25 protein-coding genes are annotated in these 25,431 nt (G+C 42.8%); 16 read left to right on the forward strand and 9 right to left on the reverse strand.

Annotated elements, in window-relative coordinates:
* Positions 1 to 134 precede the first annotated feature (134 nt).
* The 3 genes from ACP26M_RS24305 (at position 135) to ACP26M_RS24315 (ending at position 2,597) form a co-directional block, all read left to right on the forward strand.
* Complete coding sequence (locus tag ACP26M_RS24305) at positions 135 to 1,097, forward strand: hypothetical protein (RefSeq protein ID WP_426583996.1); 963 nt, start codon at positions 135 to 137, stop codon at positions 1,095 to 1,097.
* 3 nt (positions 1,098 to 1,100) lie between these two features.
* Positions 1,101 to 1,922, forward strand: coding sequence for a TerC family protein (locus tag ACP26M_RS24310; RefSeq protein WP_426583998.1), 822 nt, complete (start codon positions 1,101 to 1,103; stop codon positions 1,920 to 1,922).
* 207 nt (positions 1,923 to 2,129) lie between these two features.
* A complete protein-coding gene (locus tag ACP26M_RS24315) occupies positions 2,130 to 2,597 on the forward strand; it encodes a phosphatidylglycerophosphatase A family protein (RefSeq protein WP_426584000.1) in 468 nt (155 codons plus the stop codon).
* Between the two features lie 145 nt (positions 2,598 to 2,742).
* Here the strand turns inward: ACP26M_RS24315 and ACP26M_RS24320 are convergent, their stop codons facing one another.
* The 3 genes from ACP26M_RS24320 to ACP26M_RS24330 all read right to left on the reverse strand — a co-directional run bounded on the left by ACP26M_RS24320 (position 2,743) and on the right by ACP26M_RS24330 (position 5,958).
* Positions 2,743 to 3,435: a response regulator transcription factor gene (locus tag ACP26M_RS24320; RefSeq protein ID WP_090531325.1), complete on the reverse strand. Its 693-nt coding sequence runs from the start codon at positions 3,433 to 3,435 to the stop codon at positions 2,743 to 2,745.
* Between the two features lie 119 nt (positions 3,436 to 3,554).
* Entirely contained in the window at positions 3,555 to 5,366 is a 1,812-nt protein-coding gene (locus tag ACP26M_RS24325; RefSeq protein WP_426584002.1) for a sensor histidine kinase, read from the reverse strand.
* Positions 5,367 to 5,589: 223 nt separating this feature from the next.
* Positions 5,590 to 5,958 carry a DUF3127 domain-containing protein gene (locus ACP26M_RS24330; RefSeq protein WP_426584004.1) on the reverse strand — a complete coding sequence of 123 codons (369 nt, stop codon included), beginning with the start codon at positions 5,956 to 5,958 and terminating at the stop codon, positions 5,590 to 5,592.
* Positions 5,959 to 6,046: 88 nt separating this feature from the next.
* Here ACP26M_RS24330 and ACP26M_RS24335 point away from each other — a divergent pair, with 88 nt between their 5' ends.
* The 5 genes from ACP26M_RS24335 (at position 6,047) to ACP26M_RS24355 (ending at position 10,258) form a co-directional block, all read left to right on the forward strand.
* Positions 6,047 to 7,222, forward strand: coding sequence for a THUMP domain-containing class I SAM-dependent RNA methyltransferase (locus ACP26M_RS24335; RefSeq protein WP_426584006.1), 1,176 nt, complete (start codon positions 6,047 to 6,049; stop codon positions 7,220 to 7,222).
* Positions 7,223 to 7,720, forward strand: a complete 498-nt coding sequence (locus tag ACP26M_RS24340; protein WP_426584008.1) for a hypothetical protein — start codon at positions 7,223 to 7,225, stop codon at positions 7,718 to 7,720.
* A gap of 250 nt (positions 7,721 to 7,970) precedes the next feature.
* Positions 7,971 to 8,210, forward strand: a complete 240-nt coding sequence (locus ACP26M_RS24345; RefSeq protein WP_426584010.1) for a helix-turn-helix domain-containing protein — start codon at positions 7,971 to 7,973, stop codon at positions 8,208 to 8,210.
* Between the two features lie 53 nt (positions 8,211 to 8,263).
* A complete protein-coding gene (locus ACP26M_RS24350; protein ID WP_426584012.1) occupies positions 8,264 to 8,914 on the forward strand; it encodes an HD domain-containing protein in 651 nt (216 codons plus the stop codon).
* 36 nt (positions 8,915 to 8,950) lie between these two features.
* Positions 8,951 to 10,258, forward strand: a complete 1,308-nt coding sequence (locus tag ACP26M_RS24355; protein WP_426584014.1) for a carbohydrate porin — start codon at positions 8,951 to 8,953, stop codon at positions 10,256 to 10,258.
* Between the two features lie 118 nt (positions 10,259 to 10,376).
* On the opposite strand, the gene ACP26M_RS24360 is transcribed toward ACP26M_RS24355, so the two are convergent.
* From ACP26M_RS24360 to ACP26M_RS24375, 4 genes are all read right to left on the reverse strand, one after another.
* Complete coding sequence (locus ACP26M_RS24360; RefSeq protein ID WP_426589762.1) at positions 10,377 to 10,772, reverse strand: HIT family protein; 396 nt, start codon at positions 10,770 to 10,772, stop codon at positions 10,377 to 10,379.
* A gap of 135 nt (positions 10,773 to 10,907) precedes the next feature.
* Complete coding sequence (greA, locus tag ACP26M_RS24365; protein ID WP_090530524.1) at positions 10,908 to 11,381, reverse strand: transcription elongation factor GreA; 474 nt, start codon at positions 11,379 to 11,381, stop codon at positions 10,908 to 10,910.
* 281 nt (positions 11,382 to 11,662) lie between these two features.
* Positions 11,663 to 12,937, reverse strand: coding sequence for a hypothetical protein (locus ACP26M_RS24370; protein WP_426584016.1), 1,275 nt, complete (start codon positions 12,935 to 12,937; stop codon positions 11,663 to 11,665).
* A 171-nt stretch (positions 12,938 to 13,108) separates the two neighbouring features.
* Positions 13,109 to 14,644, reverse strand: coding sequence for a carboxylesterase/lipase family protein (locus tag ACP26M_RS24375; RefSeq protein ID WP_426584018.1), 1,536 nt, complete (start codon positions 14,642 to 14,644; stop codon positions 13,109 to 13,111).
* 226 nt (positions 14,645 to 14,870) lie between these two features.
* Between ACP26M_RS24375 and pafA the strand changes: the two genes are divergently transcribed.
* Both pafA and ACP26M_RS24385 read left to right on the forward strand, forming a co-directional pair.
* The gene (pafA, locus tag ACP26M_RS24380; RefSeq protein WP_426584020.1) at positions 14,871 to 16,553 is read left to right on the forward strand and encodes an alkaline phosphatase PafA; all 1,683 of its coding nucleotides are present in this window, start codon (positions 14,871 to 14,873) and stop codon (positions 16,551 to 16,553) included.
* A 109-nt stretch (positions 16,554 to 16,662) separates the two neighbouring features.
* Positions 16,663 to 17,289: a thiamine phosphate synthase gene (locus ACP26M_RS24385; protein ID WP_426584022.1), complete on the forward strand. Its 627-nt coding sequence runs from the start codon at positions 16,663 to 16,665 to the stop codon at positions 17,287 to 17,289.
* 8 nt (positions 17,290 to 17,297) lie between these two features.
* On the opposite strand, the gene ACP26M_RS24390 is transcribed toward ACP26M_RS24385, so the two are convergent.
* Positions 17,298 to 17,711, reverse strand: coding sequence for a hypothetical protein (locus tag ACP26M_RS24390; RefSeq protein ID WP_373615192.1), 414 nt, complete (start codon positions 17,709 to 17,711; stop codon positions 17,298 to 17,300).
* A 154-nt stretch (positions 17,712 to 17,865) separates the two neighbouring features.
* Between ACP26M_RS24390 and ACP26M_RS24395 the strand changes: the two genes are divergently transcribed.
* The 6 genes from ACP26M_RS24395 (at position 17,866) to ACP26M_RS24420 (ending at position 24,061) form a co-directional block, all read left to right on the forward strand.
* Positions 17,866 to 18,438 carry a thiamine diphosphokinase gene (locus ACP26M_RS24395; RefSeq protein WP_426584025.1) on the forward strand — a complete coding sequence of 191 codons (573 nt, stop codon included), beginning with the start codon at positions 17,866 to 17,868 and terminating at the stop codon, positions 18,436 to 18,438.
* A 150-nt stretch (positions 18,439 to 18,588) separates the two neighbouring features.
* Entirely contained in the window at positions 18,589 to 19,707 is a 1,119-nt protein-coding gene (locus ACP26M_RS24400; protein ID WP_426584027.1) for a DUF6515 family protein, read from the forward strand.
* A 146-nt stretch (positions 19,708 to 19,853) separates the two neighbouring features.
* Complete coding sequence (locus ACP26M_RS24405) at positions 19,854 to 20,198, forward strand: four-helix bundle copper-binding protein (RefSeq protein ID WP_426584029.1); 345 nt, start codon at positions 19,854 to 19,856, stop codon at positions 20,196 to 20,198.
* 248 nt (positions 20,199 to 20,446) lie between these two features.
* On the forward strand, positions 20,447 to 21,727 hold the full coding sequence (locus ACP26M_RS24410) for a replication-associated recombination protein A (RefSeq protein WP_188834365.1): 1,281 nt from the start codon (positions 20,447 to 20,449) through the stop codon (positions 21,725 to 21,727).
* A 137-nt stretch (positions 21,728 to 21,864) separates the two neighbouring features.
* Positions 21,865 to 23,340: a DUF5687 family protein gene (locus ACP26M_RS24415; protein ID WP_426584031.1), complete on the forward strand. Its 1,476-nt coding sequence runs from the start codon at positions 21,865 to 21,867 to the stop codon at positions 23,338 to 23,340.
* Between the two features lie 4 nt (positions 23,341 to 23,344).
* Positions 23,345 to 24,061 carry an ABC transporter ATP-binding protein gene (locus ACP26M_RS24420; RefSeq protein WP_188834367.1) on the forward strand — a complete coding sequence of 239 codons (717 nt, stop codon included), beginning with the start codon at positions 23,345 to 23,347 and terminating at the stop codon, positions 24,059 to 24,061.
* 118 nt (positions 24,062 to 24,179) lie between these two features.
* On the opposite strand, the gene ACP26M_RS24425 is transcribed toward ACP26M_RS24420, so the two are convergent.
* Positions 24,180 to 25,421 (reverse strand): peroxiredoxin family protein, encoded by a 1,242-nt coding sequence (locus tag ACP26M_RS24425; RefSeq protein ID WP_188834368.1) that lies wholly within the window; start codon positions 25,419 to 25,421, stop codon positions 24,180 to 24,182.
* Positions 25,422 to 25,431: the final 10 nt, after the last annotated feature.

Genomic DNA, 25,431 nt, shown 5'->3' on the forward strand with positions numbered 1-25,431 from the left:
TGCAGACAAACGACAATACCTCACGCAAGTTGAAGTTACTAATCTCAAGCGCTCCCTTTATTCGTAACATACGCCCCAACATTCAATCTCATAATTTTGTATTTTTACATTTATAAAAGGGATATTGTACGTTGATGGATGAAAACAGGCTAAATATTTTAAATAGCTCAAACAGGATGCTCAGCAAGCTTCAGTTGCTGTCGGTATTTTTTGAAGATGAACTCATTTATAAGATCTATCTGCGTACCCAGGTTATCCATAAGCTTTTTGAAACCAATCCCCAAATCGATATCAACAAGCTGGAACTTTTTCATGTGCAATTTACCACCAGTTTGGTCGACCTGCTCCGCAAGATCAAGAAGAACAACGAGAACAATGTAAGCCTCGTGCTCGACGAGATCCAGCTTACCCGGGAGATGGTTGATAAGATGGACGACAATGTGCTCACCGAGCAGGATTTCAAGATAGACAGGCAACGGCAGGCGCTGAAAGTAAACCTTTCGTTGCGGAAACTTTACCAGGTACTTTCAGATAACTCGGCTGATTATCCTTTCTCCAAAAATATCAATGCCTTCAGCCTGCGCTATGGTTCCGATTTTTTTTATAACATAACTCCAGATCTGTATAATGAACTTGTGCAACATAACTATAATGATACCTATCATAATAACTACGCTACTATTCAGCGTAAGCTGATGGGGGTATTGTTAAAACGCGAGTTCCGTACAGAGTTTTACTGTGGGTTAAAGGCCGGTAACCTGATACTGGAAGTGTATAAATTTATGGATGAAGACAGGCACTTTTTATTTTCGCCTGCCAATAATTTATTCCTATTTTGCGATGTTACAAAGCTTTCGGGCATCGAGCAGAATAACAATCTGTCAAAAAGGGAAAAACTGATGCATGAGCTGCAGGACAAAATTGATAAGCTGCAAAGCGATGTAGTTACCATGAAAGCTTACATGCCGCCCGAAATAAAAAGCCTATTAGCCGAAAACTACAAAAAAATAGCCGACATCAACTTTTTACAAAGCCTGAGCGACGTGGATGTGCAGGCCAATATTTTAAAAGCAATGCTTAATACCGATATTATATAATTTATGGAGTTTTTACATTACCTGCTTGGCCCCGACCTTAAGGCCGGCCTATTGATTGTCCTAAACCTGATTGTTATTGAGAGCCTGCTCTCCGTTGATAATGCTGCCGTACTGGCTACTATGGTACTTGACCTGCCTCCGCATCAGCGTAAAAAAGCACTACGTTATGGTATTATAGGTGCATATGTTTTACGGGGTGTTTGTTTGTTTTTAGCGGCATGGCTGGTATCTGTTTGGTGGCTGAAACCACTTGGAGGCCTTTATTTGATATACCTGAGCTTCAATTATTTTAAAGGCAAACTGAAAAAGGCCGACGGCGATGCTGAAGAGGAAACGGTTGATAAAAACAAAAATTGGCTTTACCGCTCAACCGTTGGTTTGATAGGTAATTTGTGGGCAACCATAGCTTTAGTGGAGCTGATGGACCTTGCCTTCTCTATTGATAACGTTTTTGCGGCTGTTGCTTTTACCGACCATAAGATGTTAATTTATATTGGCGTGTTTATCGGGATCCTGGCTATGCGATTTGTTGCCCAGGCTTTTGTAAGACTGATGGAGAAATTTACCTTCCTGGAAACTGTAGCTTTTATAGTAATTGGCGTGCTGGGGATTAAACTGGCCTCATCGTTATTCGTTCACCTTTATCCTGAAGCGGGATTTTCAAAAGTGATGGAAGGGGAAAGCGCTGATATTTTCACTTCGGTGTTTACTGTGGCTTTATTTATTATCCCTGTACTTACGTCATTACTGTTCAACTTCCCAAAAAGACATACTATTGAACCAGAAGTTGCAGAAGCGGCAGAGGATGTGCTGGATAAACAGTAGGTCAGTTGGCAGTGGCAGTTAGCAGTAGGCAGCAGTAAAAAGCGCAGAACTCGTGCGATTCCCTCCCTTGGGAGGGTGTAGGGAGGGGTTTCCTGAACTTTGTATGATTTTGCAAAGCGGATAAACCCCTCTCTGCCACAACACAGCTAGTCGCACCCTCCCTGCGGAGGGAATGAAAACATTACTTGAAATAACGATACAAATTAAATGTTCCTAAATAAAACAATAGCGTCTATTTTCGGCATTGGCTTTTTGAAAGGCGGGGGTACTTACGCCTCTATAGTTACCTGCGGCTTTATCTGGCTGCTATGGCAGAGCCCGGCTTTGCAAAATCCCTGGTACCTGTTGGCTATTACCATATTTGTTACCGCGCTTGGCGTATTTGTAGGCAATAAGGTTGAACCCGACTGGGGCGAAGACAGCTCGCGTGTGGTAATTGATGAGGTTGCCGGAATGCTGATAGCTATGCTGTTTATCCCTGCTAACCTGTATTTCCTTTTAGCCGGATTGGTATTGTTCCGCTTTTTTGATATTGTGAAGCCGCTTGGTGTTCGTAAAATGGAAGACCTTGGCGGTGGCTTGGGTGTAATGATGGACGATGTATTGGCCGGCGTTTACTCAAACATCCTACTTTGGGTAGGATATTTTGTGTGGATGAAATTTGGAGTACATTAGTGAAAAGAGCGGGTTTGTGAAGTTCCTCTTCCAGGTTTAATTTAACCCATAAAATCAATATGTTGGTTACATAGCTAACTTGGTTAAGTCCCCTTGAGGCTTATATCACACAAATAATTTTTTCAAAACAAAATTAACCCTGAGTTCAGTTAATCAGCAACTTATACCCTCGTCCGTGTACGTTGATGATCTCCACGTTAGGGTCGTCTTTCAGATACTTACGGATCTTGCTCAAAAATACATCCATGCTCCGACCGTTAAAGTAATTGTCATCATGCCAGATGTTCAGCAGCGCTTCTTCGCGGGTAAGCACTTCGTTTTTATGCACACACAACAGGCGCAGTAATTCAGCCTCTTTGGTAGATAGCTTTTGCTGGTTGTCTGCTGTCATGATCATCTGAGTGGTATAATCAAACGTATATTTCCCAATTTTAAAGGAGGTTTGTTTCTCCTCTTCCTTTTTGCCGATATTATCGGTACGTTTTAGCAGGGCATTTATACGAAGTAATAACTCCTCAATGCGGAAAGGCTTGGTGATATAATCATCTCCCCCCAAATTAAAAGCCTGGGTTTTATCTTCAATCATGCCTTTGGCCGTCGCAAAAATAATAGGCACCTGGGCATTGATCTTACGGATATCCTTACCAAGTGTAAAGCCGTCCTTTTTAGGCATCATCACATCCAGTATCAGCAAGTCATATGTTTGTTTGGTAAAGGCGCGTAGGCCTTCTTCGCCATCCTTACATAAAACCACGTCAAACTTACCTTTCAATTGCAGGTAGTCTTGCAGTAACAGGCCCAAATTGGCATCATCCTCAACCAGTAGTATTTTTTTCATATGTTTTTTAGTTCCGGAAGTCCGAGGTCGGAAAGTCCGGAAGTTCTTTAATCATGTCGGGAGATAGGCTGAGCTTATCTTATGGACTTTCGGACATCCCGACTTTCCGACTCGTAGATCTACGCCACTGCAAACTTCAGCTCAAACTCCGAGCCTTTCTCTTTTTCTGATTTCACGCTTATGGTGCCATTCAGGCGTTTTACTATAGTATTAACATAGCTTAAGCCCAGCCCAAAACCTTTAACGTTGTGCACGTTGCCGGTAGGGATGCGATAAAACTGCTCAAATATTTTTGATTGCTGGTCGCGGCTCATGCCTATGCCTTTATCAGCTACTTTAATAACAATCTGTCCGTTTTTAACAAAAGTACTTATCGTTATATCTGGCGCTTCGTTGCTGTATTTAATGGCGTTATCAACCAGGTTGTATAATACGTTCGAAAAATGCAGCTCATCGGCAATAATATAGGCTTTTTCGGCATCAAGGTGGAGTGTGGTTTTAGCATTGCATTTTTGCAATTTGAGCGCCATACTGTCAAGCACTATGCTCACCATCTCATTTACATCAACCGGTTTTTTCTCCAGTTTAAAGTCATTGCGTTCAATACGGGCAATGTTTAATACGCGCTCGATATGGCTGCCTAAACGGGCATTCTCTTCAAAAATGATGTTCGCTAAACGGGCTACCCGGTTTTTATCTTCGGCAATTTCATTATCCCTTAAAGCTTCACTGGCAATCATGATGGTTGACACCGGGGTTTTAAACTCGTGGGTCATGTTATTGATGAAATCGATCTTCATTTCCGAGATCTTTTTCTGCCTCAATATCGAAAAGATAGTGTAGCCGAAGCAAAGGATCAGCACCATGGTAAGGCCGCCGGTTGTAGCCATTGTAGCAGTCATATTGCTTAAGATCAGCGAGTTTTTTTGCGGAAACGAAAGCCTGATCTTTCCGGGGTCGTTGATCACCTCTTTGGTGAAAATAGGGGTTTGATAAGTATTTGCCGCCACAAACACAGGCAGCTTTTCGCCCTGGCTGTCGCTGGCATTTGAAAATATGAGCGAGTCGCTGTTGGCGGTTGTAACTTCGTAGCTGAAAGGCAGAAAAATGCCTTTATTATGAAGCTCAAAACGCAGTAACGAATCTATCCAGAAAGGGTTGATCCTTTTATTCAACGGTTCGCCCGATTTACGGTACTCTTCGGCCAGGTTTTCAATAACAGTAGGTTTGGCACCGGCACTATTCACTTTTTCAAGTGAATCGGTCTCCAGCATTTTTTTGATCTGTTGAACCTGCCGTTCCTTTTGCTTACGGGTTTGTTCCTGTACCCACAACGGATTGATGCGTGGTACCGAGATCATTTGTTTGCCAAACTGGGGGTCGACGTAGACATACCTCAGGGTATCATACTTATGAAGTTTTTTAGGATGACCTACCCTGCGGGTAATACGGGTATGCACTATCTCGGGCGTAAGTTGCTCATGTACTACACCAAACTCATCTGTATATTCTTCAACACGTACTTTAAAATCAACCGTACCTTCTGTTTGTAGTAAGCCGTTAAGCTCATCATCCATTTTTTTACGCTGGATCATGCGCTGCAAACTATCGCGCAGTAAAGCAATCCGTTTTTCGCGGGCAGATGAGTGTTTTTTTGTTTTTGGTATTCCCGCTACTTTTATTGCGCTGATGTCCCGTTCTTCATTATCGGTGCTGATGGCAGTTTGCTGGGTTTTGGTTTTTAAAAAGTTATTCGCATCCTGGCGGGTAACCTTATCTACCACATTGTTCATAGCTTCCCTCACCTGGCGGTCGAACGAATCGGACTGCATCTGGTAAGATTGCCTCAGAAAATAAAATTGCATAGCCATTACGCCCAACAGCGCAAAGCTCATTAAGCCAATAATTAAACCTATGCTCCTTTTCTTCATTTATTAACAAACAAAATTATCCTAAATCCGCACACAAAAATTGCATTTAACAAAATTTAACAAATGTACGTTCAATTTAAAACTCTGCTGCTTAATATTTTATTGTATCAATTACTGAAGATGTCTGTTTAAGGCTGTGGGTTATAACAAGAAGCGTATAAACAACAAAAGGCCCTGTTAAAGGGCCTTTTGAAATATTTTACTCAAGCTTTTCTCTATTTTATTAGAATGGCAGATCGTCATCATCGGCCGATGAGCTGATATCAGCTGACGGTGCTGCGTATTGAGGAGCAGCAGACGCGTTATTAGCAGCAGCCAGCGGGGTAACCCTCCATAACTGTAATGAGTTAAAATAGCTTTTTTTACCGGTTTTATCTGTCCATGGGCGGCCTTTAAGGTTAAAAGAAACCTCTACATCATCCCCAACTTTTACGTTATCAAGCAAATTGCAACGGTCCTGTATAGCTTCAAACTTTAAATATTCAGGGTATTGAGGGTTCTCAATATATTCAAGTATAAGTTCGCGTTTTTTAAGTGAATCGGTTACTTGCTGAGTGGCCGACACTTCATGTACCTTACCTTTAACTTCCATAATTAGTCTTCAAATAATTTAAAATGTAAAGTTAATAGTTAAGAAATTAAAATAGGGGCTTTTTAATTCTTAATTTTGCCGAATTAATATGCAAGTTTTCCACACCGAAAGTAAAATCATAATTACATGTAACAAAAGGCTTTCGCCTTACCTGCAAAGGGAGGTTGAAGCTTTAGGCTATGAGCCGGTCCGCGTTTTCCCTACCGGGGTCGAACTGAAAGGTACTGTTACAGATACCATTCTGCTTAATTTGAACCTGCGCTGCGCAAGCCAGGTACTGTATTCGTTAAAAACATTTACAGCCCGCGATCCGAAAGAGCTTTACGAAGAGCTGGTAACCATTGAGTGGGAAAAGCTGATTGATTTTACCGGTTACTTTTCGGTATCATCAAACGTAAATAACGAACACATCCTTACCCCGCTGTTTGCCAACGTAAAGGTAAAGGATGCTATTGCCGACAGGATCAAATCCATTAAAGGTATCAGGCCCGACTCTGGCCCGGAGGTTAATAAAACCCTGGTACACCTTTACTGGCAGGATGACCGCGCCGAAATTTTCCTGGATACATCGGGCGAAACACTGGCCAAGCACAGTTACCGTAAAATACCGGGTAAAGCACCAATGCTTGAGGCTTTGGCAGCATCAACCATTATGGCTACCAAATGGGATATGAAAAGCACATTCATTAACCCCATGTGCGGTTCTGGCACCCTGGCTATTGAAGCAGCATTGCTGGCTACTGATAAATCTCCGGGTTTGTTCAGGATGAATTATGGTTTTATGCACATACTGGGTTACGATGAAACCGTATTTTTTGCCGAACGCCGCAATTTAAAAGATAAAGCAAAAAAGGAAACTGGCTTTAAAATCATTGCCACCGATATCTCTGAAGACGCAGTTGACATCGCTCGCAAAAATGCCAGAACGGCCGGTGTAGAACATTTGATCGATTTTGCCGTTTGTGATTTTGAAGATACTGAGGTTCCTGCAGAGACTGGTGTAGTAATGTTTAATCCCGAATATGGTGAGCGTTTGGGCGTACATACTAAGCTGGAGATCACCTATAAGCGTATAGGCGATTTTCTGAAAAAGAAATGCCTTGGGTATAACGGTTATGTTTTTACGGGCAATCCCGACCTGGCCAAAAAGATAGGCCTGAAGGCAGCCCGCAAAATTGAATTTTATAATGGTAAGCTTGATTGCCGCCTGTTTGAGTATGAATTATACCAGGGCAGCAAACGTGAACCGAAAGAAGAAAATTAAATGAAAAAGATCCTGTTATTTATAACACTTATTTTATCATCAGTACTAGTTAAGGCACAAGCGCAATTAGCATTTCCGTTTCAGGGCGGCAGTCCTATTATGAACCGCTTTTTTAAAGACAGCCTTGTTGTATCCCCCGAAATCATTAAAAAGAAAGCAAGCGGAACAGCGGTGTTTAAGTTCACCGCTGATGAAAAAGGTGTGATCAAAAAAATAATTGTTTACTATGCGGATGATGCCATATTGGTTGTACCCATCATTGAGGCGCTAAAAAAATCAAACCACAAATGGGTTATCCCCGATCATGAAAAACTGCATGATTTTATCTTGCCGTTTTCCATTAACTTTAATGCGCCGGCAAATACAAGTAATGCTACTATAAAGGAGGCATTTGATTATTACAGCAAACGCAAGCCAATCATATCTTATAACCAGGTACCGCTTGAAGCGGCTACTTTATTGCCCACAGTAATTGTTAGTTACAATTTAGGCGAGTAGTTTTTTTAAATAAAAGTAATTTGAAAGCGACAGACTTTGCGGCCTGTCGCTTTTTTTGTCTTTATTATTAATTAATATGGTTGTTAAAACCTATGTATTTATACCGGCTTTTATAAAGGGTTGTTAATTTTTAATTAAAAAAGTATAAAATATCAGCTTTTCAATTGGTTAGCTATTAAAAAAAATTAAAATTTTGAAATCCATAACCCCTATATTTTCGTTATTTATAAACGAATTAATATGTAAATGGATGAAAGATATGCTAAGTTTCAAGATTAAGGCCATTGCTGCTAACATAAGGCAAACCAGGGAAGGATTAAATTATACCCAGGAATACCTTGCAGCCAAGCTGGGTATATCGCAAAACGCTTATAGCAAAATTGAGTTAGGCTATACAAAAATAACAGTCGAAAGGCTTTTTCAGATCGCCGCTATTTTGGAGATTGAAGTTGCCGAACTCATCGATACAGAAAAAATAGCCGCTGCTTAACGTTTTATACACAACCCCGTTGTTCTGTCTTTTGCTTAGTATCTTTGCAAAAGATGGAACATAATAAACTCATTGAAGCCACTGCAAATTTTGTGCGCAATACGCTCAGGGACGCCGAAGGTGGTCACGACTGGTGGCATATTCACCGCGTTTGGACAAACGCGAAACTCATCAACCAAACAGAAAAAACCGATCAGCTGATAGTTGAACTTGCTGCCCTGCTGCATGATATTGCCGATAGTAAGTTTCATAACGGCGATGAAGAGATTGGCCCGCGTACTGCTGGCAATTACCTGCAAAGCATGAATGTTGATACCGGGGTTATTGAGCATGTGCAGCAGATCATCAGGCATATGTCGTTCAAAGCCAGCTTTGATAAACAGTCCTTTCATTCGCCCGAACTGGCTGTAGTACAGGATGCCGACAGGCTGGATGCCATTGGAGCCATTGGCATTGCGCGTGCCTTTACCTATGGAGGTTTTAAAGGCCGGGAATTGTACAATCCCGAAATCCCGCCAAACCTTAACATGACCAGGGAAGAATATAAAAACACCACCGCTCCAACTATTAATCACTTTTACGAAAAGTTATTGTTACTTAAGGATAAAATGAATACTCCCGCCGGTAAAGCAATTGCCGAACAAAGGCATACATTTATGGAGGATTATTTAAAACAGTTTTTTGACGAATGTGGTTCAAGTTAACGCGAAAGCTTACTTTTGCGCCAAAATTGACAGCCCATGAAAAAACTTATATTTACTATAATGCCCGTGTTAATTGCCGCCGTCGCTTTGGGGCAGGATACAGTTAAACGTCAGCGGTTCAACTTCCATTTCCAGCAAACGGTAATTACCCAATACAAACCATCGTTTCATGCCGATTATAATGGCGATAACAGTTTACTTACCAAAGAAGAAACACAAAGCTCAATTACCACTACGCTTTTTGGCGGTGCAAGGCTCTGGAAAGGCGCCGAAGCCTATTTTAACCCCGAGCTTTCGGGTGGATCGGGCCTGAGCAAAACGCTGGGCGCGGCAGGTTTCCCTAATGGCGAAACTTTTCGTGTAGGCGGCGCAGAGCCGAAGATCTACATCGCCCGTTTATATTTTACCCAAAACTTTGAATGGGGCAAGGATAAAGACACTATCAGCGATGATGCCAACCAGTTAGCCGGTTTAAAAAGCAAGCGTTACTTTTCGGTTACCGTAGGTAAATTTGGCATGGCCGATTTTTATGACGGCAATGAATTTAGCCATGATCCGCGTACGCAGTTCATGAACTGGAGCTTAATGGATAACGGTGCATGGGATTATCCCGCCAATACCCGCGGGTATGTTATGGGGATCCATACCGAATTAGGGCAACCAAACTGGACATTGCGCTTTGCTTTTACCATGTCCACCACTACCGCCAACGGCGCTATCTGGGATCAAAAAATTGGTAAAGCAAACACCCAGACCTTAGAATACGAAAAACGCTATACACTTAACGGCCAAAAAGGTACTTTCAGGATCTTAGGTTTCCGTAATAATGGCAAAATGGGAGATTATCGCCTGGCACTCGCGCAAAGCCCTGTTGCCCCCAATGTTGATACCACACAAGCTTATGGCAGGCACAAATATGGTTTCGGCATCAGCGCCGACCAATATCTGACCAAAGATTTTGGGGTATTTGCCAAAGTGAGTTATAATGATGGTAAAACCCAAACATGGTATTTTACCGAGATTGACCGGTCATTGAGTTTTGGCGGCGTACTTAAAGGAAGTTCATGGAACCGCGGCGATGACGAACTGAGCCTGGCTTTTGTAGCCAACGGCATCTCAAACGCCCATCGTGATTACCTCGCAGCCGGCGGCTACGGCTTTATCATAGGTGATGGCAAGCTTAATTATGGCACCGAATTTATTGCCGAACTTGATTATAAAATAAACGCATATCAAAAAAAGTTCTGGCTTACACCCGGTTACCAGTTTTTGCTCAACCCTGCCTATAATAAGGACAGGGGACCGGTAAATGTCCTTTCGCTAAGGGCGCATGTAGAGTTTTAAACATAAAAAGGCCTCGTCATTTATATTATGATGAGGCCTTTTGTCTATATATAATATAAGCTAAAAGCAGCATGAGCAAAACTTATAGCTAATAGCTTGATTAATGTTATCCCAATTGTTAACTGATTGCCTGCCTGATCTTCTCGGCGGTAGTATTAAATTGTTCGGGGGTGAATTTTTGTTTGGGGAGTGAAAAGTTGATGCTGCTCATATCATTCATGGGTATAAGATGGATATGCGCATGGGGCACATCAAGGCCCATAACAGCTACACCAACCCGGGGGCAGGGAACGGCCTTTTTTAAACCGAGAGCTACCTTTTTGGCAAATAGCTGTAAGCCCGTATAAGTATTATCGTCCAAATCAAAAAGATAATCAACCTCCTTCTTTGGGATCACCAGCAGGTGACCTTCCGTAAGCGGAAAAATATCCAAAAAAGCCAGAAATTCATCGTTCTCGGCCACTTTATAAGCGGGGATCTCGCCTGCAACTATTTTTGAAAAGATGGTCATTATTGGTGAGTGGTTGATTATGTTGATTGGGTGAGTAGTTTGTTATGGTATTAATTAAAAGGGTGAGTAGTTAATAATTGATTACGATATCCGGAAAAACCATTCTCTTAATCAACTATTCACTGCTCACCCAATAAATTACCTGCTTATTTCCAGGATCTCGAATTCAATTTTACCTGCAGGTACGGTGATCTCGGTTTTTTCACCAACCTTTTTGCCAAGCAGGCCTTTAGCTATTGGTGATGCTACCGAAATTTTACCGGTTTTAAGATCGGCTTCACTCTCTGATACCAGCTGATAACTCATGGTAGCTCCGTTTTTCAGGTTCTTGATCTTTACTATCGACAATGCAAGTACCTTCGAAACGTCAAGTTTTGATTCATCAAGCAGGCGCGCATTGGCCAGTGTTTCCTGCATCTGGGCTATCTTGGCCTCATGTAAGCCCTGCGCTTCTTTAGCTGCATCGTATTCGGCATTTTCAGACAGATCGCCTTTGTCACGTGCCTCAGCAATAGCTTTTGATATATCGGCACGGCCGGTTGTTTTTAATCTCTGTAGTTCTTCTTTTAATTTCTCTAAACCATCTTTGGTATAGTATGATACCTCTGCCATAACGCAAAAATTAATTAATATTATTACTGTTAATCAACCAAAAAAAACCGCCCTTCCCTGTTTTAAGAAAGGACGCAATGCTTATAAAAGCAAACAAGACTATGTAAGCCCTCTGCTTACATAGTCTTGCGTTTTGGTAATTAACGAAGATAAGTGATTTAAGTTTTATTATCCAAATTTTTAAGAGGGGAATTTTTTGTTACATTATTACACAATGCCTTGTTATTCATTGGTAAAGTTGGAGCTAAGTATACACAAACAGGATTATCGGAATAATATGGTCAATTATACAGTTTCCGCGTATCCTCATTGCAATCAAACCTGATCTCATTTTTTATTCGCTCGCTTAGCACATTATTGTTCTTTAATATTTCAACAACATGTTTCCGGCACATACCGCAGTTGTGTTTATCATAAAGTGCCTCCAATGGCTCCCGGCATTCCGGAGTTTTATTGGCATAATAGATATTAGTAATGTCAATTATCAAACCCTCTAATTCAATGCCTTTATTGCTGTTTGCTATGAGGACAGTCAACAGTTTATGATCTCCCTTTTTATAATTTTCTTTTAAAAGCTCAACAAATAATGTTGGATGTTTACTAATCGCAATTTGTTTTAAAGCGAACTCCCTGATGCTTTTATTTTTAAAAAGGCCAAGCGCTTGAATAGCGAATGTCACAACTCTTCTGTTCCTTGCCGGATGTTTACAAGCCAAATCAAAAAGAAATTCTTTCTCAAGAGGAAATGGATGCTTTGTAAAAATTTTAAGTAATTTTTCCCGGTTACTTTTCTTTCGTTCAATTATTAGTTGCTGACCGATTGATTTAAGTTCGGTGCTTTTCAGTTTCCTATGGTAAAACCAAAGTTGGGTTTGTCTCAACAGCGTTTCTTCAACTATATTTTTATAAACGGGTTCCGGTGGTTTTACCTTTGTGGCACGCTGTGCCATGTTTTCCCTCACCGAATCGATGTATATCTTTATAAAGCGATTTTGTTTGGCACTGATACCCAGTTGCGCCCAGGTGTCGGTTTCCGGGTTTTCTTTTTGAAATTGATTAATGAGGTCCTCGTCCTGCCAGTCTTCCGGATCTGCTTCAAGGCGTTTGCCAAATTCTTCGGCAATAAATTTCAAGCCTTCAATACCATCAAGTTGTATAATGTCTGAGGTACCGGCCCAATCCGATCGCCAAATAGGATTGTGAACAAAGGCATCGTAAATGGTTTTCCGGGCTTCGGCATCATCTTGTCGGGCAAACATTTTAGCCAGGCTGAAAAGCTGTGTCAGTGTCCAGGTATCTTTCTGAGGTTTTAGCAGGGCTTTTAATACTGCTTTCTTTATTTTGTCTTTTTTCCCCGAAAGGCCGATAAGTTCAAAAAGATATTCCCCTCTGCTGCCTTCGCATTGTCCATCGTACGAGAAGTTTTTGACGCAGGCTTTGATGACCTCTCCCGAAAAATCAATACCGGGATAGCGTTGCAGTAGTAAATACGCTTCGCCAGTTCCCCGTCGTATGGCGCTTTTAAATTTTTGTTTGATAAGGTGGGTTTCTTTCATTAAAATATAGGTAGCACTTTAATTAATCTGGAGTTTCGTATACTTTTGTTTTATGGTATCCGCTAACATTTCAAGCCTGGCTGTCTCATCAGTTTCTTAAGCGGGGTGTTTAAGGCTTCCCTACCTGAATGTATCTGGCAGCGTTTATTATCCCGGGGCTTTACCTATGCATTACTTTCCTTTGGCCTTCTTCACCATAAAATCCAAAGCGGCTTTATCCGGCAAAGGTTTTGCGCCCGGCTTCTCAGCCAATATCATTATTTTATGATCACTTGTTGTATAAGCCGGCCATGTAGGTACGCCTTTCCCGTTCGGGTTACCGGTTTTAACAAAATTAGCCCAGTAAGTGCTCATGGTATTGGCCAGTTGCTGATCGACAGGTTCCCATGGGCGGTTCAGGAATTTGAGGTTGTCATAGGCATAAGCAACCTCGCCGGTATGGAAAGCGCCGTATTTAACAAAATCGGCAGTGGCAGGCAGGCGGCGGATAAAGCGGTAAACATAGATTTTCGACTTCGCTTTTTCGCTCTGAATATTGGCCCAGGTATAATTCTGTATCCCGAAGATCTGATCGCGGTTTATCCGCGTTTGGGAGGTCGCGGCTTCCTGGTCCGAACCCGCCGGATATAGTTTTAAAAATGCATCAGCATCGGCACCATATTGGCTTTTTATCATCTTTTTATACTCTTCAGCAGTTTTTGGCGGACCGATAAAAGCGTCGTCTTCGTTCCAGCCGGTAAGTACAGGTACATCGTTTTGTTTATGCTCATTAAAAATATCAGCGATGGTTGCGGGTAAAACATAGCCGTCAATAACCGGGCGGCTTTGGCCTTTGCCAACCAGTTCGGCAGCGGGTTTAATCCGTAGTTCGGCAATGGTGTTTGCACCCAGGGCTGTCGCTGTTTTTACACCGGCTGCCTCTGCTTCCCGCAACCCGCCTGATCCTTGCTGACTGATAAAACTGGCCCCACTCTCGGCAATTGCACCACTGAACAGCCCTTTACCTAATGGCGATGCCACCAAACAATTTACACTCATGGAACCTGCCGACTGCCCCGCTATGGTAACCTTATCCGGGTTTCCACCGAAAGCCGCGATATTCTTCTTTACCCATGTTAATGCAGCCAGCTGATCCATCAAACCATAATTTCCTGATGCATTATGCGGCGATTCCCTGGTTAATTCGGGATGGGCGAAGAAACCAAAAATCCCGACGCGGTAATTAATAACCACAAATATGATCCCCTTTTTAGCCATCGCCTCGCCATCATAAATTGGTACGCCTGCTCCGCCACTTACAAATCCACCGCCATACATATAAACCATTACAGGGCGTTTTTCTGCCGATGTTTTAGCCGCTGTCCATATGTTAAGGTACAGGCAATCTTCGCTGATGGGCTCATAGGGGATCAGGAATTCGCGCGTGTAAACACCAAAAGGGTCTGGTTTGCCCTGCATAGGGCTGGCTGCAAATTCGTTACACTTTTTAACGCCCTCCCATGGTTTTACCGGCTGTGGTTCCTTCCAGCGCAAATCTCCAACAGGCGGTGCAGCAAAGGGAATGCCTTTATAAATGTGCACATCGCCGCCCTGGTTGGTTAAGCCTGATATTTTACCTGCATCGGTAGCAACAACATCAAGGTTTTTATTTTGCGCGATGACAGAGCAAGCCAGCAGCAAAAGCGGCAATAAAAGGATGCGTTTCATTGATTATAGGTTTAAAGATTGGTTTGCTAAACTTACAAAGTTTTGGGCATTTTGTAAACACAGCCCCACCCAAACCCTCCCCGGAAGAGAGGGCTTTGAAGTCTTCCCGGCCGGGAAAGATTTACAGGGGGCTACTTTGTAACAATCCCCTATAATTAACAAAAGCATCACATTGCATTTTAAATGCTTTGCTGATATTTGGCGAAATCAAAAATCTTTTTTCGCGATGAAGTTTAAACATCTGCTGCTTATTTCCCTGTCCTTCGCTACCGTTTCGGTATCGGCCCAAAAAAAGAAAACTACAACGGCTGCCCCGGCATCTGCATCAATTCCACGCCCAAAATTAGTTGTGGGTTTGGTGGTTGACCAAATGCGCTGGGATTACCTGTACCGCTATTATGACCGTTACCAAACCGGTGGTTTTAAGCGCATGCTTAATGAAGGCTTCACCTGCGAGAATACCAATATCGATTATATCCCAACGGTAACGGCTGCCGGCCATACCTGTATCTATACAGGTTCGATCCCCGCTATTCACGGTATAGTGGGTAATGATTTTATTATCCAGGCTACGGGCAAATCCATGTACTGTACGGACGACAGCACTGTTGTAGCTGTTGGCAGCACTTCAAAAGCAGGGCAAATGTCGCCCCGCAACTTGCTGGTTAGCACAATTACTGATGAGTTGAGACTGGCTACAAACTTTCGCTCAAAAGTTATCGGTATAGCATTGAAAGACCGCGGCGGCATCCTGCCTGCGGGGCACTCAGCCAACGCTGCCTACTGGTTTGATGATGCCAGTGGTAACTGGATTACCAGTACTTATTATATGAATGACCTGCCTGCCTGGGTTAAAACTTTTAACAATCAAAAGATTGCTGAAAAATACCTAAAGCAGGACTGGAACCCGTTATATCCTATTAATACGTATGTACAAAGCGCACCCGATAACAGCGATCGTTATGAAGGTAAATTTGCCGGTGCCGCTACACCAACCTTACCGGTCAAAACATCCGAACTTTATAAGGGCCATATTGGCATGATCCGTTCTACTCCGTTCGGCAACACCATGACGCTCGACCTGGCTAAAGCTGCTATTGAGGGCGAAAAATTGGGTAAAAATACCGTAACCGACTTTTTAGCCGTGAGCCTTTCATCAACAGATTATGTTGGTCACCAGTTTGGCCCTAACTCGGTTGAGGTTGAAGATACTTATTTAAGGCTTGACCAGGACCTGGCCGCGTTTTTCAATTATTTAGATGCAACTGTAGGTAAAGGCAATTATTCGGTTTTCCTGAGTGCTGACCATGGCGCTGCCCACAACCCTAACTTCTTGAAAGATCATAACATCCTGGCAGGTGTTTGGGATGAGGGAAAAGCTGCAAAAGAAATGAACACGATGATCAGCGATAAATACAAAGTGGATAACCTGATCATCAGTATGGATAATTATCAGGTTAATTTTAACAACGCGGCCCTTGCAAAAGCAGGCATTAACGAAGAGGCTATAAAGTTAGACTGTATCGAATACCTGAAGAAACAACCAGGCATTGCCTATGCAATCGATCTGCAAAAAGTACAGACAGCTAATATCCCTGACGATTTGCGCAGCATGATCATTAACGGTTACAATGCCGAACACAGCGGTGTTATCCAGATCATCCTGAAACCGGCATGGTATACCGGTCATGGCACTAATGATCGCGGCCCAACCGGTACCACCCACGGTACATGGAACCCTTATGATTCGCATATCCCATTGGTATTTATGGGCTGGGGCATTAAGCATGGTAGTTTGACCCGCCAAACACATATGACAGATATTTCGGCTACTGTAGCATCGCTACTGCATATCCAGGCCCCTGATGGCTGTGTAGGTAAAACTATCAGCGAAGCACTGAAAAACTAAGTCTGAAGTCAGGTAAGTCCGAAAGTTTACAATACAAAACTTTCGGACTTTTCGGTTAATAATTAAAAACTTTCCGACTTTAGGGCTTGACCGAATTCGGATTTATAAAATGAAAAAATACATTTCTAAATTTCATTATCTTACACATGACCTGCCTGGTTTTAGCCACGTACAACAGGTGCAGATGGCTTGCGGCGCGGGTGCAAACTGGATACAATACCGTTGCCTTACCAAGCCCGAAGATGAGCTGATTGATGAAATAAACGAGATAGCCGAAATTTGTGACGACTGGGGCGCAACCCTCGTCATTGCCAACCATTATGACCTGATTGAACGGGTTGATGCGCAGGGTGTGCATATAGATAATAGTGATGCCGATCCGGCCAGTATCCGCAAGATTATCGGCCCGGATAAAACTCTTGGTGTATCAGCCGGAGGTGCTGATGAATTATTGAAATTACAAGACACCGGAGTGGTTGATTATTGCACTTACGGGCCTTTTGCATCCGTATTAAATGATGTGTCCAGCCTACATAAGGTGCTTGGTTTTAATGGGTATCGTGAACTGGAGAAACTGGGCATCAATATCCCGGTGATAGCAGCAGGCGGCATCCAACCGGATGATGTTGAGCCCTTGCTTCAAACGGGCATAGATGGTATTGCAATATCGTCGGCCATTAATTTGGCTGCAGACCCGGCTGAGAAGTTGAAGGAGTTTTACAGGAAGATGTATTGATTCAGATCCTATCGGTATTTGATCTGCCAATCGACCTTTTTTAATTCATCAAGCGTATAATCGAGTCTTTTTAAATACCTTTTATTTCCAAGCAAATAACTCATATCGGCACCTCCCTTTTGATATTTATTTAAGCTATCGATGTCAAAAAAATAAGCGTACAGAGTTTTGGTTTTCCCTTTATTAATATACTCAAGCCAGGCATTTTTTCCCGACTTTGTTATAAAAGAGGTGTCATTAGGTGCTACCACATGCGATTGATAATATGGAATGCCATTTTCTGTTCGCACAGTTGTATCGTTAACTATCTCTACAGCAACGTGAACCGACGATTTATTAATAACAGATAAACGCCGGTCGTAATAATCCGTGATGCAGCCGGTAAATAATAAAGGCACTGACAATAAAATTTTTGTTTTCATGATGAGGTTTATTTATCATTAATACCCTGCAAATAAAAAGGTGACCTTTTTATATTATTCTACCGTCATAAAACTTTGATTTGGTTTCAGCAATCAATAAAAACCTCATCTTTATATTTTCATTTAATATTCATCTGTTCCATCTACATTAGCAATGTCATCACATCATATTGTTCGCGAAAAACAGGAGCCGGCTTTACTGGTTTTAAGTATGGATACTTTTGAGGAGGAAATGCTGGGGCAGTTGCTGGAGTGGAGCCCGACTGTGATCTGCACTACCGGCACCGCCGAAAAGCTGGACGCATCGGGTATTAAAATCGACTGGATAATAAGTGATGGTGATTCGGGTGATTTGCAGTCGGACGTGAAGGTGATGCCTTCGGGAGGCGACAATGCGGCAGGCGCAGCTTTAAAATACCTGGTAACGCATAATTACCCGGCGGTTAATGTAATTACCGATGTGCTGGACCTGAAAGATTTTTTGTTTTATGCTGATAAAATAAACCTGGTGATTTTTAGGGAACGGCAAAAGATCTACCCGGTTAATTCGGGCTTCAGTAAGTGGAAACCCGCAGGTGAGTTCATTGAAGTACTTTCGCATCCGTCGGGCTTACAAATAAGCGGGCTTGAAACTACAGGCAATAACAGGTATAAAACCACCCATGATGGTTTTTTTACCCTTCAGTTTGAGCAACCTTTTTTGTTTATTGCCGAGGATATAGCGTAGCGAAAACAATAACCGGTACGTATTGATGGTATTGGTTCGCTTTTTGAGTGAAAAATAATTAAAAACGCGTTAAACCGTTTAAACATTTAATAGTCTATAAATTTATATCAGCAAAAAATACCATGCTGATCTGTTAAAAAATCTTTCATCATGAAAAGGACATATAAAAATCTATTAACAATTGCATTAGGGGGCTTATTGAGCTTATCCCTGGCATTCAATGCTGATGCACAACGTGGCGGCGGTTCTCGTGGCGGCGGTGGCGGAGGAGGCGGTGGTTCAAGACCGTCAGGCGGTGGTGGCGGAGGCGGTAGTTTTTCCCGTCCTTCTGGTGGTAGTTTTTCCCGCCCCTCAACTTCATTTAATGGTAGCACACGTACCTCAATAGCAGCGCCGCAGCGTAGCTACGGCACCGATTCGCGCAGCAGCTATGGCACTCCTCAACAACGCAGTTATGGTGGTCGTGATTACGCAGTAAGGCCAAATGGCACATCTGTAGCACCCCAGCGTAGCTATGGTAGCGCCGGTCGTACCGTATACAATGGTAACCGCAGCTATACTACTGTAGACAGGCGCGTTTATAACGGCGGTCGCGGTACTTATTACAGAGGCGGTTCATACGCATATGGTGGTCGCAGGGTTTATCCTGGTACTTACCATTACGGTGGCCGCGGGGGGTATTTTGGCAACCACTACTATTATCCATACCGTAACTACTATAATTCATTCTATTATCCGCGGTTAGGTTTTAGCATAGGTTTCTTACCATATGGTTACTATCCTTTCTGGTGGGGCGATTACCAATATTTTTACAGCGATGGTTTGTACTATCGTCAATACAATGACCAGTATACCGTTGTTGAACCGCCAATAGGGGCCGAGATTAAAACCCTGCCTTCAGGTGCTGAATCTATCATGATCAATGGCGAACAGTACTACGAGTTAAATGGTGTTTACTACCAGCCATACACCAAAGATGACGGCTCAACTGTTTACGTGATTGCAGGTAAAGATGGCCAATTAACTACCGATCAGGGCAACGGCGATGGCAGCAGTGTTGACCAGGGCCCGCAAATTGGTGACGTTGTAACTCAATTGCCACCGGATTGCCGCAAGATCAAGATCAATGGTGAAAAGCTGTTTGTATCTCCTGATGGTTATTACTACCAGGAAACTCAGGATGACGGCAATAAAGCTTACAAAATTGTAGGCACCCCATCTGATGATCCTGAAAATAACGACAGCGATCAAAACCCGAACCAACAGTAATTAATAAAAATTCAATATATATTATAAAGGCTGTTTCCGTAATTGGAGACAGCCTTTTTGTTTGTATAATATAGCATTTCAAATTAATGCAAACCTTTTTTAACTGCGGCGGGTAGTATATTAAGTAAAACTTAAAATTTACCATTATGCAAAATCATGATCACCGCGCCATTATTCAAAAACTATTGGATTGCGCTTTAGCTTGCGAACATTGTGCTACTGCATGCCTGCACGAAGAGGATGTTAAAATGATGGCCAACTGCATTAGTCTTGACCGGGACTGTGCTGACATATGTGTCCAGGGAGCCCGCCTATTGCAAAGAGATTCAGTTATTGCCCACCAATACCTGGTTTTATGCGAGGAGATCTGCCGTCTTTGCGCTGCGGAGTGCAGTAAACATCAGCACGATCATTGCCAGGAATGTGCCAAAGCCTGTATTGATTGCGCAGAAGCCTGCCACGCACATCATGAACCCATTACACAGGATTGAGATAATTACATTTGGCTCCTGTTTGAGAATAGTCGTCAAAAAGCGGGAGGGTCGTGCGATTCCCCTCTCGAGAGGGGGGAGGGGTGTGTTTCTGCTTTTGATAAGTCTACCGCAGAAACACACCCCTGCCACCGCTCCTTCTTCCCCGCCCCCTCTCAAGAGGGGATGTTGAAAACCCTGCGTAAGCACAAACACTATTTTACTAATTTTTTTAGGATTTAGCGTTTTCTTTTCTGAATTTTACTTTTATGAACAACCTCCCGCCATTAGCCGAACGTATGCGTCCCAAATCGCTTGATGATTATGTTGGGCAAAAACATCTTGTTGGGCCGGGAGCAGTGCTGCGTAAAGCTATCGAGTCGGGTTCATTGCCGTCGATGATATTTTGGGGGCCGCCGGGTGTGGGTAAAACTACTTTGGCTTATATTATTTCGCAATCATTGTTTCGTCCGTTTTTCGCTTTGAGTGCTATTAATTCGGGCGTGAAAGATGTAAGGGAGGTGATAGAAAAGGCATCACTGTTAAAAAAACAGGGCGAGGTACTGCCGATATTATTTATTGATGAAATTCATCGTTTTTCCAAATCGCAACAGGATTCATTGTTAGGCGCTGTAGAGCGGGGCATTGTTACGTTAATAGGCGCTACTACCGAAAACCCATCTTTCGAAGTGATCTCGGCTTTGCTGTCGCGTTGCCAGGTTTATATTTTACAGCCGCTGTCTGAGACTGATCTCATCGACCTCCTGAACAAGGCGATGAAAGAGGATGTGGTTTTGCAGGGTAAAAACATCACCATCAAAGATCATGAGGCTTTGCTGCGCCTTTCGGGAGGCGATGCCCGGAAGCTGCTCAATATTTTCGAGCTGCTGGTAAACGCTTTTGACACGCCTGAGATAGTACTGACCGATGAAGTTGTGCTGGAGCACGTACAGCAAAACATGGCACTATATGATAAAACCGGCGAGCAGCACTATGATATCATTTCGGCCTTTATCAAATCCATGCGGGGCTCTGATCCTAACGGTGCTGTTTACTGGCTGGCGCGCATGATAGTTGGCGGCGAAGACCCGCTTTTCATAGCCCGGCGCATGCTGATCCTGGCGTCCGAAGATATTGGCAACGCCAACCCAAACGCATTACTACTTGCGCAAAGTTGCTTTGAGGCTGTAAATAAAATAGGCATGCCCGAATCGCAACTGATATTATCGCAGACGGCTATTTACCTGGCAACATCGCCCAAAAGTAATTCGGCCACTACGGCTATTGGTGCGGCCATAGCATTGGTGCGTCAAACCGGCGATTTACCGGTGCCGCTGCACTTACGTAACGCCCCAACCAAATTCATGAAAAACATTGGCTACGGCAAGGATTACAAATATGCCCATAGCTACGAAGGTAATTTTACCGATCTTGATTTTCTGCCGGATGCTATCCGCGGAACAAAAATTTACGACCCCGGTAACAATGCGCGCGAAAACGAATCAAAAGAAAAGTTAAGAAAACTTTGGGGCGACAGGTATAAATACTAACTTAAGTTTCGCGTTATAGAGCCTGTTAATTAATATCATATAATGATTTGACCAATATTAATTAATTTATAGCTTTAGGCTTTATGCATTTTGCTTTTATATAAAACCTATACCTTAACTCTTAACTGTCTATACTTATGATCACTACCTTTCTCGGGCACGAACTTAAAGCTTTCTGGCGGTCAAAAAATACAGGTAAAAGTATTGCTATCCGTGTGGTAATGGCCTTACTTATCCTTTATCTTTTTGGATGTATCTTGCTTGCCGGTTTGTTTTTGAATGAAATTTTGGGGCAGGTTTTTCCGCATGATGACATAGTGGTTTCTTTTTGCGGTATCATCCTGCTTTATTTTTTGTTTGACCTCATGATGCGCATGCAATTGCAGGAACTGCCTACGTTAAGAGTGCAACCATATCTTCATTTACCTATAAAAAGGAATACGGTGGTCGGCTATCTGGCCTTTACGGCCATGCTTTCGGTTTTTAACCTGTGGCCCATTATACTTTTTGTACCTTTTATTTTAAAAGTGATCCTTACCGATTCGGGTGCTTTGCCTGCGCTCGTTTTTATATTGGCTATTATCGGCTTCATGCTTTTCAATAATTACATGGCCTTGTTTATTAAACGTAAGGCCAATCTTAATGGCTGGGTCTTCCTGGTTTTCGCAGCGGCTCTCATCCTTATTATTACCGGCGATTTCAGGTTTCATCTGTATTCGGTGCGTAATATTTCCTATCTGTATTTCGGCCATTTGCTCAGTAAACCGGTATTGGTATTATTGCCTGTTGTGCTTGCTGCAACCATGTATTACATCAATTTTGCCTACTTAAAACAAAACCTGTACCTCGAAGAGCTGAGTTCGCGCAAGGCATCGGCTTATAAAAGCAGTACGGAGTTTCCGCTGTTAAACAGGTTTGGTAAGGTTGGCGACCTTGCCGCAAACGAGCTGAAACTGATCTTCCGTAATAAGCGGCCACGATCGGCATTGGTTATGGGGTTGTTCTTTATGTTTTACGGGCTCATATTTTATACCAACAGCCATTACGGACAAACCTGGCACATTTTTGTGGGCATGTTTATGACGGGTATTTTTATTATCAGTTATGGGCAGTTCATGTATAGCTGGCAAGGCGCTCATTTTGATGGCCTGTTGGTAAGCAAGATCAATTTCCGCGATTTTTTAAAGGCAAAATACCTGCTATTTACTATGGTATCAACCGTGGCTTTTATATTGACTACGCCTTATGCTTATTTTGGCTGGCGCATTGTTTTGGTACATTTTGTAATGTACCTGTGGAACATCGGCGTCAACACAACCATTGTGCTGTTTTTTGCTAACCGCAATGCCAAACGGATAGATCTGTCAAAAGGCGCGTCGTTTAATTGGGAAGGGGTGGGGGCAACGCAAATGCTTATTTCGTTTCCCTTGATGATAACGCCGTATATCATTTATCTTCCCTTCTCACTGTTCAAACACGCCGACGTCGGCCTGGCCATGCTGGCTGGTACCGGGATCATATTCATCTTAACCCGCGATTTTTGGGTTAAAAAACTGGAAGAGGATTTTATACAAAAACGTTACACCGTTGCCGAAGGCTTCAGAAATAAATAATTCTATGATTGAAGTAAGAAATTTAAAAAAGGTTTATAACGGGATTACCGTTGTGGATGTACCCGCCCTGCAAATTAACAAAGGCGAAAGCGTTGGCCTTGTAGGTAATAACGGCGCAGGTAAAACCACACTATTCCGGATGGTGCTCGACCTCATTCGCGCCGAAAGCGGCGAGATTTTATCCAACGATGAAACTGTAGCTGGTCATGAGAAGTGGAAAGATTACACCGCTGCTTATCTCGACGAAGGTTTCCTGATAGATTACCTTACACCTGAAGAGTATTTTTATTTTATAGGAGGGCTACATAGTCATAACCGCACATATGTTGACGAGGTGTTGGTTGGCCTGACCGATTTTTTTAATGGCGAGATCCTGAAGAAAGGGAAGTACATCCGCGACCTGTCAAAAGGTAACCAATGCAAAGTTGGTGTAGCGGCCTGCCTGTTGCAGGAACCTCAATTGCTGATGCTGGACGAGCCCTTTGCCAATATCGACCCAAGCACCCAGTTTAGGCTTAAAAATCTGCTGAAAGATCTGAACAGGAATAAAGGTGTAACTACCATAGTATCCAGCCATGATCTTAACCACATTACCGATGTATGCGACCGGATTCTGCTGATGGAAAAAGGCGTGATCATTAAAGATATTGCAACCAGCTCATCAACGTTAAATGAGTTGGAAGCGTACTTTGGCGTTGAGGTCGCCCCTCCTGCCCATTAAAAGGGTGACTACCTTCAAGCCCCTTTTTAAGCATAAACAAAAAAAGCATTGCCGACAGCAATGCTTTTTTTGTTTAAAATCTTCTTTTGAAAAGCGTGCGTGCATACAAGCACTTCCTTTAGGGGGCTGGAGGAGCTTGTATTAGATCATCAGTCAGCTTCTCAAACTCGTTGATAAACTCTGTATAATGCTCCCCCGTTCCCGGACCACTAAAACCAGTATGGATTTTTTGTACGTCGCCGTTTTTATCGATAATAATGGTGGTAGGGAAACCAACCACTTTGGATAACATAGGCAGGCTTTGAGCGGTTTGTTTTTTATCGCTGGTATAGCCGGTCACCAACAATGAGTAAGGTACTTTAAACCTGTCTTTTACTTGCTGCAGCGCTTTCTTTGATTTTTCAAAATCGGTGGTGCGTTCATAAGCCAGGCCAATTACCTCAACACCTTTATCGTGATATTTGTTATAGTAGTTGACCATATAAGCAGTTTCGTCCATGCAGTTTGGGCACCATGAGCCCAATATCTGCACAATTACCACTTTGTTTCTGAACCTGGCATCCTCAAGCGAAACAGTTTTGCCATCAAGGTCCTTAAAGCTGAAAGCTATTTTTTTATACCCCGGTTTTAATGAAGTGAGTGAATATGCATCTGGAAGTTTGGCGTTTTCATCCTTTACAGCGGTCCAGGATTGAACTGCCGAATATCCGGCGTAAAATTTACCGTCGGTAATGGCTTTATCATTGCCGATAGTAGCAGTAAAAGTATAGGCATGACCGCCGTCGAAAGTAGAGAGGTAAAGTTTATTACCACTTACCGAGCCTTCTAAATAACGGTAATCACCGGTGGTGGTTAAGAAAGTACCTGTAAGTTTATTACCGTCCTGCTTAAACTCGCCAACGGTGGTATCGCGGCCCTCGCCCTCACCAAACACTGCCGACCAGCGGCCTCCGATATTAAACGCCGGTTGTTCAGTATTCTTAAAAAAGCGCCATGAAGTATTAGGCCTGGCGCTGAACGGAACAAGGAGATCATTATCCGCCAGGTGCCTTACCCAGTTGCCGTTAAGGCTATCTCCGTTAAGTTTCAGCTTAAATTCTGAATTGAACAGCGGCATATGGATAAAAACAGAATCGCCTTTGGTAGCAACATCTGTTACCTTGAAATGCTCGGCACCGTTAATGATAGCTAATTGTTGTTTGCTCCCGCTATTGTTGACCTCGAAATTAAAAGGGATTTCGGTGCCTGATTTAGTTTTAAGCGCACCGCGCCACACACCTGTTTTTAGTTTGGTTTGAGCAAAGCCGGTTTGCAGAAATAGTAATCCGCAAATACCGGCTATAATATTTTTGAAAGTCATACTTAAATAT

This window comes from Mucilaginibacter sp. R-33, from assembly GCF_049949235.1.
GTDB lineage: Bacteria > Bacteroidota > Bacteroidia > Sphingobacteriales > Sphingobacteriaceae > Mucilaginibacter.